This is a genomic window from Serratia sp. CY29653 (assembly GCF_052169255.1).
In the GTDB taxonomy this organism is placed as follows: Bacteria; Pseudomonadota; Gammaproteobacteria; order Enterobacterales; family Enterobacteriaceae; genus Serratia; species Serratia sarumanii.
This window is the reverse complement of the sequence record NZ_JBJNLC010000002.1, coordinates 405,758-421,142: the sequence shown is the minus strand read 5'-3', so window position 1 is coordinate 421,142 and position 15,385 is coordinate 405,758. Positions and strand designations below refer to the sequence as shown.

The following is a 15,385-nucleotide window of genomic DNA, read 5'->3' as shown; positions in this document are numbered from 1 at the left end:
TCGCTGAATAAAAAAGGGCGCTGCATTGAACTGCAGCGCCCCTGGCGTAGCGTTATCGCGCGGTTACTTGCCGATGCGCGCGTGCATTTCCTGCACCGACGTCACCTGCTCGGTCGGATCTGCTTTCAGCGCCATCGCGGTGGCGAAGCCGCCGTTCAACGTGGTGTCGTAGTGCACCTTGTACTGCAGGGCGCTGCGGCGAATCAGCTTGGAGTCCTCAATCGCCTGACGACCGGCCGTGGTGTTGACGATGTAGGTGTACTCACCGTTCTTGATACGATCCTGAATGTGCGGACGCCCTTCGTGCACCTTGTTGACCAGGCGCGGGTTGATGCCCGCTTCGCCCAGCACCACCGCGGTGCCGTGGGTGGCGTCCAGCTCGAAGCCTTGCTTCAGCAGGCTGGCGGCCAAATCGACCACGCGAGCCTTGTCGCCTTCACGCACCGACAGCAGCGCGCGGCCCTGTTTCTTCATGCCCGAGTTGCTGCCCAGCATCGCTTTGGAGAAGGCTTCCGCAAAGGTGCGGCCCACGCCCATCACTTCCCCGGTAGAGCGCATTTCCGGCCCCAGAATCGGGTCGACGCCCGGGAATTTGTTGAACGGCAGCACCACTTCTTTCACCGAGTAGTACGGCGGGATAATTTCTTCGGTCACGCCCTGCTCGACCAGCGTTTTGCCCGCCATTACGCGCGCGGCCACCTTGGCCAACGGCACGCCGGTCGCTTTGGAGACGAACGGCACGGTGCGCGCGGCGCGCGGGTTGACTTCAATCAGGTAGACTTCGTTGTCTTTCACCGCGAACTGCACGTTCATCAGGCCGCGTACCTGCAGCTCGAACGCCAGTTTTTCCACCTGGCGACGCATCACGTCCTGAATTTCCTGGCTCAGGGTGTACGCCGGCAGCGAACACGCGGAGTCGCCGGAGTGCACGCCCGCCTGCTCGATGTGCTCCATGATGCCGCCAATCAGCACGCGCTCGCCGTCGCAGATGGCGTCGACGTCCACTTCCACCGCGTCGTCCAGGAAGCGGTCCAGCAGCACCGGCGCATCGTTGGACACGCTGACCGCAGTCTGGAAGTAACGGCGCAGGTCGGTTTCGTCATAGACGATTTCCATCGCCCGGCCGCCCAGCACGTAGGAAGGGCGCACCACCAGCGGATAGCCGATGCCCGCCGCCTTCTCCACCGCCTGCTCAATGGCAGTGACGGTGGCGTTGGCCGGCTGCTTCAGGCCCAGACGGTTAACCGCCTGCTGGAAGCGCTCGCGGTCTTCGGCGCGGTCGATGGCGTCCGGGCTGGTGCCGATGATCGGCACGCCCGCGGCTTCCAGCTCACGCGCCAGCTTCAGCGGGGTCTGGCCGCCGTACTGCACGATCACGCCCTTCGGCTTCTCGATGCGCACGATTTCCAGCACGTCTTCCAGCGTTACCGGCTCGAAATACAGACGGTCGGAGGTGTCGTAGTCGGTGGAGACGGTTTCCGGGTTGCAGTTGACCATAATGGTCTCGTAGCCGTCTTCGCGCAGCGCCAGCGAGGCGTGCACGCAGCAGTAGTCGAACTCGATGCCCTGGCCGATACGGTTCGGCCCGCCGCCCAGCACCATCACTTTCGGCCGGTCGTTGGTCGGGTTGGACTCGCACTCTTCTTCATAGGTGGAGTACATATAGGCGGTGTCGGTGGCGAATTCCGCCGCGCAGGTATCCACGCGCTTGTACACCGGATGCAGGCCGTGGCTGTGGCGCAGCTTGCGAATTTCGCTCTCGGCGACGCCGGCCAGCTTGGCCAGACGCGCATCGGCGAAGCCCTTGCGCTTCAGGGTGCGCAGGAACGCTTTGTTCAGGCCGTTGATGCCCGCTTCGGCCACCTGCTCTTCCAGGCGCACCAGCTCTTCAATCTGCACCAGGAACCAGCGGTCGACGTTGGTCAGGTTGAAGACGCCGTCAACCGACAGACCGGCGCGGAAGGCGTCGGCGATGTACCAGATGCGGTCGGAACCGGCGTCTTTCAGCTCGCGGCGGATTTTAGTCAGCGCTTCCGGATCGTCCAGGCTCACTTTCGGGTCGAAGCCGGTGGCGCCCACTTCCAGGCCGCGCAGCGCTTTTTGCAGCGACTCCTGCTGGGTGCGGCCGATGGCCATCACTTCGCCGACCGATTTCATCTGGGTGGTCAGGCGGTCGTTGGCGCCGGCGAATTTCTCGAAGTTGAAGCGCGGGATCTTGGTCACGACGTAGTCGATGGACGGTTCGAACGATGCCGGGGTGCGGCCGCCGGTGATGTCGTTCATCAGCTCATCGAGGGTGTAGCCCACCGCCAGCTTGGCGGCGATCTTGGCGATAGGGAAGCCGGTGGCTTTCGACGCCAGCGCCGAAGAGCGCGACACGCGCGGGTTCATTTCGATAACGATCAGGCGGCCGGTTTTCGGGTTGACCGAGAACTGCACGTTGGAGCCGCCGGTTTCCACGCCGATCTCACGCAGCACCGCCATCGAGGCGTTGCGCATGATTTGGTATTCCTTGTCGGTCAGGGTCTGGGCCGGTGCGACGGTGATCGAGTCGCCGGTGTGGATGCCCATGGCGTCGAAGTTTTCGATGGAGCAGACGATGATGCAGTTGTCGTTCTTATCGCGCACCACCTCCATCTCGTACTCTTTCCAACCGATCAGCGATTCATCGATCAGCAGCTCGTTGGTCGGCGACAGATCCAGGCCGCGTTCGCAGATCTCTTCGAACTCTTCGCGGTTGTAGGCGATGCCGCCGCCGGTGCCGCCCATGGTAAAGGAAGGGCGGATGATGCACGGGAAGCCGACGTCAGCGGCGACCGCCAGCGCTTCTTCCATGGTGTGCGCAATGCCGGAACGCGCGGTATCCAGACCGATTTTCTTCATCGCCACGTCGAAACGGCGACGGTCTTCGGCCTTGTCGATCGCATCGGCGGTGGCGCCGATCATGGTCACGCCGAATTCGGCCAGCACGCCCTGACGCTCCAGCTCCAGCGCGCAGTTCAGCGCCGTCTGGCCGCCCATGGTCGGCAGCACCGCATCCGGGCGCTCTTTTTCGATGATCTTGCGCACCACTTCCCAGTGGATCGGCTCGATGTAGGTCGCGTCGGCCATTTCCGGGTCGGTCATGATGGTCGCCGGGTTGGAGTTGACCAGAATGACGCGGTAACCCTCTTCGCGCAGCGCTTTACACGCCTGGGCACCCGAGTAGTCGAACTCACACGCCTGGCCGATAACGATCGGGCCAGCGCCGAGGATCAGGATGCTTTTTATGTCTGTACGTTTTGGCATTTTTTACTGCTCCTGATTATTTGGCGTTAGAACGGTAAGTCTCAATCAGTTCGATAAAGTGATCGAACAGCGGCGCGGCATCGTGCGGGCCAGGGCTGGCTTCCGGGTGACCCTGGAAACTGAACGCCGCCTTGTCGGTGCGGTGAATGCCCTGCACCGTGTGGTCGAACAGCGATTTGTGCGTGACGCGCAGGTTCGCCGGCAGGTTGTTTTCATCGACGGCGAAGCCGTGGTTCTGCGCGGTGATCATCACGGTGTTGTTGTCCAGATCCTTAACCGGGTGGTTGCCGCCGTGGTGGCCGAGCTTCATCTTCATGGTTTTCGCCCCGCTGGCCAGCGCCAGCAGCTGGTGGCCCAGGCAGATGCCGAACACCGGGATGTCGGTTTCCAGGAACTGTTTGATGGCGGCGATGGCGTAGTCGCACGGCTCCGGGTCGCCCGGGCCGTTGGACAGGAAGATGCCGTCCGGATTCATTTTCAGCACCTCGTCGGCCGGGGTCTGCGCCGGCACCACGGTCAGGCGGCAGCCGCGATCCACCAGCATGCGCAGGATGTTGCGCTTGGCGCCGTAGTCGAAAGCCACCACGTGGAACGGCAGCTCCGCGGCGGTTTTGGCTTCGGGCAGGTCGCCTTCAAGCGCCCAGCTGCCTTGCTGCCAGCTGTAAGCCTCTTGGGTGGTGACCTCTTTCGCCAGATCCATGCCCTTCAACCCCGGGAAACCTTGCGCCTTGGCCAGGGCCAGCGCGGCGTCCGGCGAATCGGCGGCGATGATGCAGCCGTTCTGGGCGCCCTTCTCGCGCAGCAGGCGGGTTAATTTACGGGTATCGATATCGGCGATCGCCACGATGTTGTGACGCTTGAGGTAGTCGGACAGGCTTTCTTCGTTGCGGTAGTTGCTGGCGATCAGCGGGAGGTCACGAATGACGAGGCCTTGGGCGTGTACTGCGGAGGATTCTTCGTCGGAAGCATTGGTGCCGACATTGCCGATATGAGGATAAGTAAGAGTAACGATCTGGCGGGAATAGGAAGGATCAGTGAGGATTTCTTGATAACCGGTCATCGACGTATTGAAGACCACTTCCCCCACTGCCGTTCCCTCTGCCCCGATGGCCCGACCGTGGAATTGGGTTCCGTCTTCCAGAACCAATAGCGCTGACTTTATCAAAACATCCTCCGAGGAATAATCAATCACAATATTTGCATATTAATTCAGATATCGCGATCTAAATCAATGCAAAAACCGTCCGCGAGGCCAATTTTTGGCAAATTGGGCGCATTTTAATGATGAGTGCCCGGCTTGTCTACCCAAACTGCCGTTTTTTGTTTTATTTTTGCAGTTCTCGGCGCTCATGTGGCTTGAGCGTCGATAAAAACACAGAAAACAGGGGCTGGAAAACGGTTGCGAAGCTGAATGACGGAAAATGGCGCCAGAATGGGCTTAAAAAGACGCTGAAATGGGATCTGGTGGATGAAAACGGGGTGATTAGCGAGATAATCATCGATAAATAACAATAACGACAACAAAATCAAACCAACACTTCATTTTTCATGTTAAAAAAAAGGACAATAAATTTATTGTCCGATTATCATAGCATTATGATCAATACAACCACATCACGATGGTATGCAAATCAATTATAATTGGTCCAAATTCAACACGTCGCGCATATCAAACAGACCTTTATCACGGTTATGTAACCAGGAAGCCGCTCGCACCGCGCCGCTGGCAAAAGTCATACGGCTGGAGGCTTTATGGGTGATTTCCACCCGTTCACCGATGTCGGCGAACATCGCGGTGTGCTCGCCGACGATGTCGCCGGCGCGAATGGTGGCAAAGCCGATGCTTTTCGGATCGCGCTCGCCGGTATGGCCTTCGCGCGCATAGACCGCGCAGCTTTTCAGATCGCGCCCCAGCGCGCCGGCGATCGCTTCGCCCATGGCCAACGCCGTGCCCGACGGCGCATCCACTTTGTGGCGGTGGTGCGCCTCAACGATTTCGATATCGGTATAGTCGCCCATCACCTGCGCGGCCTTCTCCAGCAGTTTCAGCACCAGGTTGACGCCGACGCTGAAGTTGGCGGCGAACACGATGCCGATATGCTGCGCCGCATCGCGGATCGCCTGCTTGCCGGCGTCATCGAAGCCGGTAGTGCCAATCACCATCGCCTTGTGGTGCGCCACGCAAAAATCCAGGTAGCCCCGGGTGCTTTCCGGGCGGGTGAAGTCGATCAAAATATCGAACTCGTTCGCCACCTTCTCCAGACTGTCGCTCACCTTGACGCCCAGCGCGCCAATGCCCGCCAGCTCACCGGCGTCGACGCCGATCAGGCTGGAACCCGGGCGCGACAGCGCCGCCCCCAATACCACGCCTTCCGCCTGCTGCACCGCCTGGATCAACTGACGGCCCATCCGGCCGCCGGCGCCCGCAATCGCAATGCGGATTTGTGTATCACTCATGCTTGCTCTCTTCTTGATTTGACGCCTATCCCATTAGGCTATCGATTCAGGGTAACCGCCCCGCTTCAGCGTCGCCAGAGGATTCATTTCATAATTAGAAAATTATGATATTCCCCCGCTTTCATCAGCGGCGCTGTCGTGAGATTAACATTCAACCGATTTGGCGGCCTGCGACGATTGTACATAATCATGCAGTTTCCATGGCAAAAAAATGCGGGATAAAGGCGCCGAAAACGGCGCCTGCGGAAGGGAGAACGGCGAGGTCAGGCGGTGATAGCGGCCACTTCGTTGGCGATCGCCGTCAGCGCGTCGTGGCGGGCATAGTCCTCACGCACCAGCACCGCACGTTGCCGATAGATCGGCTGCTGTAGAATGCGCGTCGCCGCCGCCAGGATCTGTTCGGCGCTCGGCGTGCTGGTGTGCAGGCTGATGCCGCAGCCGGCGGCCACCACGCGCGCGGCCGCCTCCAGCTTGTCCTCGCCGGTGCCGGCGACGATCAGCGGCACGCCGCTGTCCAGCGCATAGTTGATCGAGCCGTAACCGCCGTTGGTGATCAGCAGCGCCGTCTCCGGCAGCCAGCGTTCGAAGGAGATAAACTCCCGCACTCTGGCATTGCCCGGCAGCGCGTCCATCAGCCCTTCCGTCGTCCGTCCGCCGGCGGTGGCCAGCACCCGCACCGGCAGATGCGCCAGCGCTTGCAGCGTCGGCACGATCAGCTGATGCAGATCGACATTGGCCAGCGTGCCCTGAGACACGATCACCAGCGGCCGACGATCGTCCGCCTCCCACAGCGTCTCTTCCGCCGCCGGCTGGCCGCCGCTGCGCAGCGGGCCGACGAATCGCACGCCGCTCGGCAGATCGTCACGCTCATATTCCAGCGCCGTGGTAGCCAGCTGCAGGAAACGCTCGCAGCCGCCGATCAGCGCGTCGGTGAACGGGCGATCCAGCGCCCGCCCGCCCGCCTGCAGCAGCGCCGCATCGAAGCTCTGCTGCACGTCATCGATCAGCACGCGCGTTTCCTCATCCACCAGTTGCTCACGGGTCAACGCCTGCGGCAGCAGCGCCGGCGGGATACGCGGGCCATAAAAAATAGCATCGCGCGAAGAATACGACAGCGGCGTAACGCCGATACCGAAGACCGGCGGCCGCTCGGCGGACTGCAGCAGCGGCAGCACGCCGTAGAAGCAGTTCTCCACCATCAGCAGATCGGTCTTTTCGGCGGCGATGGCCGCACGCAGTTGCCGATCCAGCAACGGGATCGGCGCGGCGAAGAAATCCTTCAGCGCCAGCGCCATCTGCGCATTGCCCGGCGGCAGCGCGGCGCGCTCGGGGAAGTGCTCTTCCAGATGGCGGTAATCGAAATCCACCTGCGCGTCGAACGGCACGAAGCTCGCGCCCGCCGCCTCGGCGCGTTCGCGAAACAGCGCGCCGGTCATCACCCGCACCTGATGCCCTTGGGCAATCAGGTGGCGAGCGATGGCTAACATTGGGTAGACGTGCCCCGGAGTGGCGACCGCCGCCATCAGTATCCTTGCCATAATGCTCCTTTACGCTTCTGCGTTGGCCGGCTTCAGCGCCAGATTGGCGCACACCGGGTTGCTCTGAATATGCACGCGCTGCAAATGACGCGCGGAACGGGCGGTAAAGCCCTCACGGCCGTGCAGCAGCGAGAAGTTGTCCGCCACCACCACGTCGCCCTGCTGCCATTGGTGGGCATAATAGTGACGCGGATCGTACAGGTGCTGCTGCAGAGTGTGGTGGAACTGTTCTTGCTGGTGTTCCGGCACGCCGTGGTATTCCAGCGCATGTTGATTGAGGAATTTTTTTCCTTCCGTCGGCGGTTCATTGTAGCGCATGATTAAGCCCCTGCCGTTCGGGTGCTGCACCACCAGCGGCGAACAGACTTCGCCGCCGTAATGCACCACCTGCTTGATGCGGTAGGTGATCGAGACCGACAGCCACTGATCCAGCAGCGCTTCGTCCGCATTGGCCAACAGCCGCGTGGTGTCGACGAAGGTGGTGCATCCGCCTTCGTCCGGCGACGGCGCCGCCACGCAGTGGAACAGCTGGAACTCGGGGATGGTCGGCTTATACATGCCATCCCAGTGCAGCGGGACGTAGCTGCTGTCGAAGATATGATCCTTGGCGTCCGGATGCTCCTTCACGTCCAGCACCGCGCCGAACGGCCACATCATGATCTCGCCCCACAGCTCAGCGTAGCGAGTCAGAACTTCCGCCTCGCTGAAACCCGAGTCGAATCCGCGCAGCACCAGCAAGTGGTGTTCCTGCGCCAGCGCCCGCAGCGCCGCCACCGGCAGCTCGCCGATCTTTTGCCCCGGATGCTGCGGCGTCAGGATCGCGCCAAACGGGGTATTCGGTTGAATATGGCAATTAAGCGGTTGGTTGTTCATCGGTGATTCTCCTTGCATCGAATGTGCTGCTCACACGGCAACGTGCCGTCAAAAACGCGCCCGCCAGGATTTCGGGCGCAAAAGCCCGCCACGGCCTCAGACCATCTGCGGTTGTTCGATCAGGTAATGGCTCGGCGTGCCGCGGATCTCCACCAGTTCGCCGTCCAGGCTCTGCGCGTCTTTACGCTTCATCAGCACGAACTGGCCGTTCACGTTGGCCGCCACGCCGTGCCACGGCGTCAGCCAGTCGTCTTTGGTCGGCATCATGTGGATGCCCATTTTCAGGCTGTCGGCCGGTTGCGGGTGAATCGACAGGCGGATCGCCGCCGGGAAATGCTGCGCCAGCAGGTTGCCCCAGGCCCAGCTGCGCTGGATCACGCCGCAGGCGCGTTGTTTGGCGTCTTTCTGCAGCGCGGCGTTGGAACCGCTGTAGCCCGGCAGTTGGCTGTCTTCATACAGGAAGCGCGTGATGGCGCGGTACAGCAAGAGGCCCTGTTCGTCCTGCATCAGCTGTTGCTTGATCGCCTCTTCCGATTCGGCATAGCCCTCCACCAACAGCCGGCGCAGCAGATCGTAATCATCGGTATGTTCCGCCAGGCCTTTGACGTCGCCGAGGTTGAACACGCTCAGGTGCGTCGCGCCCACTTCATGCAGCAGGCTTTCAATCTCACGCTGATAGTGGTTGATCGCTTCATCGCTGACGCGGATCAGATCGCCGAACACGTGGCCGTCGGAGCAGATAACGATATGCGCCCCCGGCGGGTAATAGAGTTGAATGCGCTGGCACAGCGAGTTGAGGAAGATCAGCGACAGCCGCTCCGCCATGTCCGGCACCGCGCCGATCACCTTGTTGGTGTTGGGCGACTTGGTGGGAAAGGCCGGCAGCACGAATTCGATACGTTGCTCGTTTTCAATGAATGCCCGAATGCGCGGCAATTGCACCTGAGTGACCCGCCGTTCTTCTTCGGCAATCGAGGTATCGTCACCGGGGAAGCGGCGGCGGTATTGCAATAATTCACGTAGAATTTTTAACGATATTTCTTCTTTCTGAGCGCTGTCCACAATGAGCTCCTGTTGCGATGTGGCGCGGGTGAATTATTGATAAGCGCAATAAGATTTATCAAAAAGAGAAAAAACCCTGCGAAATAATAATCAGCCCGGCGTTTATATGCTTCGGGCAATATAGAAGAGATAGTGCTATATTATTAGCCCGTATAATTCACAATCTTGGTTAAGTTGTGCTTAACAAACTATGAGCAATATTTTAAAACGCATGGCCATTTTCTCAAAAGTGGTCGATTGCGGCGCATTCAGCATGGCGGCAAAAGAATTGGGCATGACGACTTCCGCCGTCAGCCAGCATATTCGCCAGTTGGAGGAACATCTGGGCATTCAATTACTGCTGCGATCGACGCGTTCATTGAGTCTGACCGAAGCCGGATTGTGCTTTTATGAAGATTGCCTGCTGATGATCCACGCCGCCGAACGTGGCCAACAACGGATCGCCGCGCTGCGCGGCGAACTGGTCGGTGAGCTGCGCGTCGCCACCTCCACCGAATTCGCCACTCACTACCTGGTGCCTGCGCTGCAAAGTTTTCTCGACGAACATCCCCGTCTCACGCTGCGGCTGGAAATCCACGATGAGAAGATAGATCTCATCACGCAGCGCATCGATCTGGCGATACGCGGCGGCGTGCTGGCCGACTCCAGCTACGTTTCCACGCGGCTGGCGTGCTGCCGCGAAGTGCTGTGCGCCTCGCCGGCTTACCTGGCGCATCACGGCGTGCCGGATTCGCCACAGGCGCTGACGCACCACCAATGGGTCACCTTTACGCCGCTCGGCAACCCGCAGTTTGTCCGTCTGATCCATCGTAACGGCGGTGAACACCGCATGCGTATGACCGGGCGCTTGTTCACCAACAGCGGTATGGCGATGAAGGAGTTGGCGCTGACCGGTAAGGGTATCATTCGCAATTTCTTCGCCAACGTTGAACGTGAATTGCGCAGCGGCGAGCTGATTGAAATATTGCCCGATTGGCGGTTACCGGAAATTAATTGCTATGCCATTATGCCGCGCAGGGAGATCCAGCCATTAAAAGTCAGACGATTGCTTGAACATATGAAACTCTATTTGCAGGAGAAGGGATTAAGCCCCGTAGAACATATTCGGCAGGAATAAAATAAGAAACATCTGCAACATCTATTATTGTAATTATTGTAATCACCTTGCCAACACCGGGCCCCATTTAGATTGCAGCCTAATGATATTTTTATTAATGACTTTTCGCCAGCCTATATAATTAATCACATCGACGTTATTTCAAATACTCAGAATAAATTTGACTTTAGTTAGCAGAAAATTTGAATATGCATGGAATATTATTTTTTTACGCGGCGCGCTTTCCAAAAAAAACGGGAAGCCTAAGCTCCCCGTTGTCATCCGCCGGCGCATGTCAGTCGATCTGACGAACGTCCACGCGCAGCTCTTTAGGCACTTCAAACACGATGTTCTCTTCACGCCCGCTGATTTCATGCACGTCCAGGCCACCCAGCGCTTTCAGGCGAGAGATCACCTCCTGCACCAGCACGTCCGGTGCCGAGGCGCCGGCGGTAACGCCGATATTGCGCGCTTCGCTCAGCCAGCTTTCCTGAATATCCGCCGCCGAGTCGATCAGATAAGCCGGTTTGCCGACGCGCTGCGCCAGTTCCGCCAGACGGTTGGAGTTGGAGGAGTTCTTCGACCCCACCACCAGCACCACGTCCGCATCGCCGGCCAGGTTTCGCACCGCTTCCTGACGGTTGGTAGTGGCGTAGCAGATATCATCCTTACGTGGCCCGATAATTTTCGGGAAACGCTGACGCAAGGCGTCGATCACGTCCGAGGTATCATCCACCGACAGCGTGGTCTGCGTCATGAAGCACAGGTTGTTTTCGTCTTTCACCTGCAGCTTCCACACGTCTTCCGGCGATTCGACCAGGTACATGCCACCCTGCGGGTTGCTGTACTGGCCCATGGTACCTTCCACCTCCGGGTGCCCGGCGTGGCCGATCAGGATCGCTTCGGTGCCGCGGCGGCTGGCGCGCGCTACTTCCATATGCACCTTGGTCACCAGCGGGCAAGTGGCGTCGAACAACATGGTCAGATCGCGCGCCTTGGCTTCGGCGCGCACCGCCTGAGAAACGCCGTGCGCCGAGAAGATCAGGATAGAGCCGTCTGGCACTTCGGCTATCTCTTCGATAAACACCGCGCCGCGCTCACGCAGGCTGTCGACCACGTAGCGGTTGTGCACCACTTCATGCCGCACGTAGATCGGCGCGCCATACAGCTCCAGCGCGCGTTCCACGATGCTGATCGCACGATCAACCCCGGCGCAGAAGCCGCGCGGGTTAGCCAGCAATATTTGCATGCATCTCCTCCTGCTGCGGATCGATCTCCAGCACTTCGATATCGAAGGTCACCGGATGGCCCGCCAGCGGATGGTTGAAATCGACGGTGATCGAATCTTCCGCCACCGCGCGCACCACGCCCGGCATTTCACTGCCGTCGATGGCGGTAAACAGCATGATGGTGCCCACGTCCGGCACGCCGGTTTCCGCGAAGTCGCGGCGCGAGAAGAACTGGACCAGATCCGGGTTCTCCGCGCCGAACGCCGCTTCCGGCTGCAGGGTAAAGGCGCATTTGTCGCCCGCGCGCAGGCCAAGCAGCTGCGCTTCCAGCGGTGCCGACAGGCTGCCGTCCCCGAGGCGGAACAGCGCCGGCTTGCCGCTGCTGCGGGTGGATTCGGCGGTCGAACCGTCTTCCAGTTTCAGCGTAAAGTGAACCAGCACCGCGCTGTCACTGATAACCTGAGCCGTCATATTACTCACCTTTACTCTTTGCGCTTTTGTTCGCCGGCGACAGGAAACCTTCCAGCACGATCATCGCCGCGCCCACGCAGATAAAGCTGTCCGCCAGATTGAAGGTCGGGTAGTGCCAGTCACCGACGTAGAAGTCGATGAAATCGACCACGAAACCGTGCCACAGGCGATCGAACAGATTGCCCAACGCCCCGCCGATAATAAAGGCGTAGGCGATGTTGTTCAGCTTCTGCTGCGCCGCACTGCGGTACATCATCACCAGCAGCACCGCAACGATGGCGATGGCGATGCCGGCGAAGAACCAGCGCTGCCAGCCGCCATGGTCGGCCAGGAAGCTAAATGCAGCGCCGTAGTTGCGCGCGTAAAACAGGTTGAACGACGGGATCAACGGCTGGGACTGCCCCAGCGTAAAGTTAGCGAGGATCCACTGCTTGCTGCCGAAATCCAGCGCCAGCACCGCCACCACAACCCACAGCCAACGCAGGCCGGTCGAACAAATTGATTTACTCATCAGGCGCGAGTTCTCAGGCAAAGTTACGCTTCTCGCCGTCACCGGCGACGTTGCTTACACAGCGGCCGCAGATGTCTGCATGCTCCGCCACCAGGCCGATATCGGTGGTGTAATGCCAGCAGCGCGGGCACTTCTCACCCGGCGCCGTACTGAAGGCGATCTTCAGCCCTTTCAGCAGCTCGGAAGCCTGCGCGTCGGCCGGCGCCTCCGCCAATGGCGCAACGCTTGCCGCAGAGGTCAGCAGCACGAAGCGCAGCTCATCCTGCAGGCTGTTCAGGCGCGCCGCCAGCTCGCTGTCGGCATACAGCGTTACCGCCGCTTCCAGCGAACCGCCGAGGCGTTTGTCGGCACGCGCCTGCTCCAGCACCTTGTTCACTTCGCCGCGCACTTTCAGCAGCTCGGCCCAGAAAGCGTCGTTCATCGGCTCGCCTTCCGCCAGCCCGAACAGGCCGTCGTACCACTCTTCGGTGAACACGTACTGCGCGCGTTTGCCCGGCATGAAGCCCCAGATCTCGTCCGCAGTGAACGACATGATCGGCGCCATCCAGCGCACCAGCGCTTCCACGATGTGATACAGCGCGGTCTGGCAGCTGCGGCGGGCGACGCTGTCGCTCTTCGCGGTGTACTGACGATCCTTGATGATATCCAGGTAGAAGGAGCCCATCTCGACCGAGCAGAACTGCATCAGACGCTGCACGACTTCGTGGAAATCGTAGTTGGCGTAAGCCTGCTCGATATCCTGCTGCGCCGCCAGCGCACGGCCGACCGCCCAGCGATCCAGCACCACCATGTCTTCCGGCGCCACGCAATCGGTGCTCGGCTCGAACCCGTTCAGGTTGGCCAGCAGGAAGCGCGCGGTGTTGCGGATGCGGCGATAAGAGTCGGCGGAACGCTTGAGGATCTCGTCGGACACCGCAATCTCGCCGGTGTAATCGGTCGACGCCACCCACAGACGCAGAATGTCGCCGCCCAGCTTGTTCATCACGTCCTGCGGGCTGACGGTGTTGCCGATCGACTTGGACATCTTGCGGCCCTGGCCGTCAACGGTGAAGCCGTGGGTCAGCACTTCTTTATAAGGCGCCTTGCCTTTCATCGCGGTGGAGATCATCAGCGATGACATGAACCAGCCGCGGTGTTGGTCGGAGCCTTCCAGATACATGTCGGCGCTGTGGCCGTGGAACTCAGGACGCACGTCGACCACCGAAGCGTGGGTGGAGCCGGAGTCGAACCACACGTCCAGCGTATCCGGCACTTTCACGTAGTCGGCGGCTTCCGCACCGAGGATGTCGGCGGCGTCCAGATCCCACCAGGCCTGAATGCCGTCTTGCTCGACGCGCTTGGCCACTTCTTCCATCAGCTCAACGCTGCGCGGGTGCAGCTGCTCGGTTTCTTTATGCACGAACAGCGACATCGGCACGCCCCAGGTGCGCTGACGCGAGATGCACCAGTCCGGGCGGTTGGCCACCATCATTTCGATGCGCGCCTGACCCCAATCCGGGATCCACTGCACGCCCTTGATCTCTTCCAGCGACTGCTGACGCAGGCCTTTCTGATCCATGCTGATGAACCATTGCGGCGTGGCGCGGAAGATGATTGGCGTCTTGTGGCGCCAGCAGCACGGATAGCTGTGCAGGAACTTCTCGACGTGCAGCAGCGCGCCTTTCTCGCGCAGCAGATCGACGATCAGATCGTTGGCCTTGAAGACGAACTTGCCGTCCAGCAGCGGGTAGGTGCCGGTCAGGTAGCAGCCGTTCGGCCCTACCGGGTTGGCCACTTCCAGGCCGTATTTCTGGCCGATCACGAAGTCGTCCGGGCCGTGACCCGGCGCTGTGTGCACCGCACCGGTACCGGCGTCCAGGGTCACATGCTCGCCGAGGATTGCCGGCACGTCGAAGTCCATGAACGGGTGTTTGAAGCGCAGCAGCTCCAGATCGGCGCCTTTGCAGCTGCCCAGCACCGTCCATTCGGTGATGCCGGCGCGTTTCATCACGCTTTCCACCAGTTCGGCCGCCAGGATCAGGCACTGGCCGTCAACCTGCACCAGTTGATAGGTGAAGTCCGGGTGCAGCGAGATCGCGCGGTTGGCCGGCAGGGTCCACGGGGTGGTGGTCCAGATAACCAGGGAGATGGCGCCGCTGAAGTTGCTCACGCCGAACTTGGCCGCCACGGCAGCCGCGTCGGCCGCATGGAAAGTCACGTCGATCGACGGCGAAGTCTTGTCGTAATACTCCACTTCCGCTTCCGCCAGCGACGATCCGCAGTCGGTGCACCAGTGAACCGGCTTGGCGCCTTTCAGCAGGTGGCCGTTGCTGATGATCTTGCCCAGCGCGCGGATGATGTTGGCTTCGGTTTTGAAGTCCATGGTCAGGTACGGACGATCCCAGTCGCCCAGCACGCCCAGGCGGATGAAGTCCTTTTTCTGGCCTTCAACCTGCTCGGCCGCGTACTCGCGGCACTTCTGGCGGAACTCGGCCGCCGTCAGCTTCTCGCCCGGTTTGCCGTACAGCTGTTCAACCTTCAGTTCGATCGGCAGGCCGTGGCAGTCCCAACCCGGCACATAAGGCGAGTCGAAGCCGGCCATCCCTTTCGACTTGATGATAATGTCTTTGAGAATCTTGTTAACCGAGTGACCAATGTGAATGCTGCCGTTCGCATACGGAGGGCCGTCATGCAAAATGAAGGTTTTTTTGCCCTTTTTGGCAGTACGAATAATCCCGTACAGATCCTGTTCATACCAACGTTGCAGCATGCCAGGTTCGCGCTTGGCGAGATCGCCGCGCATCGGGAACCCTGTTTCCGGCAAGTTCAGGGTATTCTTGTAGTCACTCATTAGATTCTCGGTTCCGTTTTCGGCTATAGA

General features: G+C 60.2%; 11 protein-coding genes. 1 reads left to right on the top strand and 10 read right to left on the bottom strand.

Going from position 1 to position 15,385, the window contains the following annotated elements; genetic code table 11:
• Positions 1-63 precede the first annotated feature (63 nt).
• The 6 genes from carB to pvcA all read right to left on the bottom strand — a co-directional run bounded on the left by carB (position 64) and on the right by pvcA (position 9,218).
• Positions 64-3,288 carry a carbamoyl-phosphate synthase large subunit gene (carB, locus tag ACJ8HN_RS15530; RefSeq protein WP_038873387.1) on the bottom strand — a complete coding sequence of 1,075 codons (3,225 nt, stop codon included), beginning with the start codon at positions 3,286-3,288 and terminating at the stop codon, positions 64-66.
• A gap of 16 nt (positions 3,289-3,304) precedes the next feature.
• On the bottom strand, positions 3,305-4,453 hold the full coding sequence (gene carA / locus ACJ8HN_RS15525) for a glutamine-hydrolyzing carbamoyl-phosphate synthase small subunit (RefSeq protein WP_103774063.1): 1,149 nt from the start codon (positions 4,451-4,453) through the stop codon (positions 3,305-3,307).
• Between the two features lie 470 nt (positions 4,454-4,923).
• A complete protein-coding gene (gene dapB / locus ACJ8HN_RS15520) occupies positions 4,924-5,745 on the bottom strand; it encodes a 4-hydroxy-tetrahydrodipicolinate reductase (RefSeq protein WP_033649157.1) in 822 nt (273 codons plus the stop codon).
• Between the two features lie 263 nt (positions 5,746-6,008).
• The gene (locus ACJ8HN_RS15515; RefSeq protein ID WP_442523706.1) at positions 6,009-7,268 is read right to left on the bottom strand and encodes a glycosyltransferase; all 1,260 of its coding nucleotides are present in this window, start codon (positions 7,266-7,268) and stop codon (positions 6,009-6,011) included.
• 24 nt (positions 7,269-7,292) lie between these two features.
• Complete coding sequence (locus ACJ8HN_RS15510) at positions 7,293-8,156, bottom strand: TauD/TfdA dioxygenase family protein (protein WP_033637064.1); 864 nt, start codon at positions 8,154-8,156, stop codon at positions 7,293-7,295.
• A gap of 96 nt (positions 8,157-8,252) precedes the next feature.
• Positions 8,253-9,218: an L-tyrosine isonitrile synthase gene (pvcA, locus tag ACJ8HN_RS15505; RefSeq protein WP_442523672.1), complete on the bottom strand. Its 966-nt coding sequence runs from the start codon at positions 9,216-9,218 to the stop codon at positions 8,253-8,255.
• A gap of 190 nt (positions 9,219-9,408) precedes the next feature.
• On the opposite strand from pvcA, the gene ACJ8HN_RS15500 reads away from it, so the two are divergent.
• Entirely contained in the window at positions 9,409-10,335 is a 927-nt protein-coding gene (locus tag ACJ8HN_RS15500; RefSeq protein WP_049213073.1) for a LysR family transcriptional regulator, read from the top strand.
• Positions 10,336-10,609: 274 nt separating this feature from the next.
• Here ACJ8HN_RS15500 and ispH read toward each other — a convergent pair whose 3' ends face one another.
• The 4 genes from ispH to ileS are packed head-to-tail and all read right to left on the bottom strand — an operon-like array spanning position 10,610 to position 15,355.
• Entirely contained in the window at positions 10,610-11,563 is a 954-nt protein-coding gene (ispH, locus tag ACJ8HN_RS15495; protein WP_033637058.1) for a 4-hydroxy-3-methylbut-2-enyl diphosphate reductase, read from the bottom strand.
• On the bottom strand, positions 11,544-12,014 hold the full coding sequence (fkpB, locus tag ACJ8HN_RS15490; RefSeq protein ID WP_033637057.1) for an FKBP-type peptidyl-prolyl cis-trans isomerase: 471 nt from the start codon (positions 12,012-12,014) through the stop codon (positions 11,544-11,546). Before fkpB ends, ispH begins: the two co-directional genes overlap by 20 nt.
• Before the next feature lies 1 nt (position 12,015).
• On the bottom strand, positions 12,016-12,525 hold the full coding sequence (gene lspA, locus ACJ8HN_RS15485; protein ID WP_041033196.1) for a signal peptidase II: 510 nt from the start codon (positions 12,523-12,525) through the stop codon (positions 12,016-12,018).
• A 13-nt stretch (positions 12,526-12,538) separates the two neighbouring features.
• The gene (ileS, locus tag ACJ8HN_RS15480; protein ID WP_442523671.1) at positions 12,539-15,355 is read right to left on the bottom strand and encodes an isoleucine--tRNA ligase; all 2,817 of its coding nucleotides are present in this window, start codon (positions 15,353-15,355) and stop codon (positions 12,539-12,541) included.
• Positions 15,356-15,385: the final 30 nt, after the last annotated feature.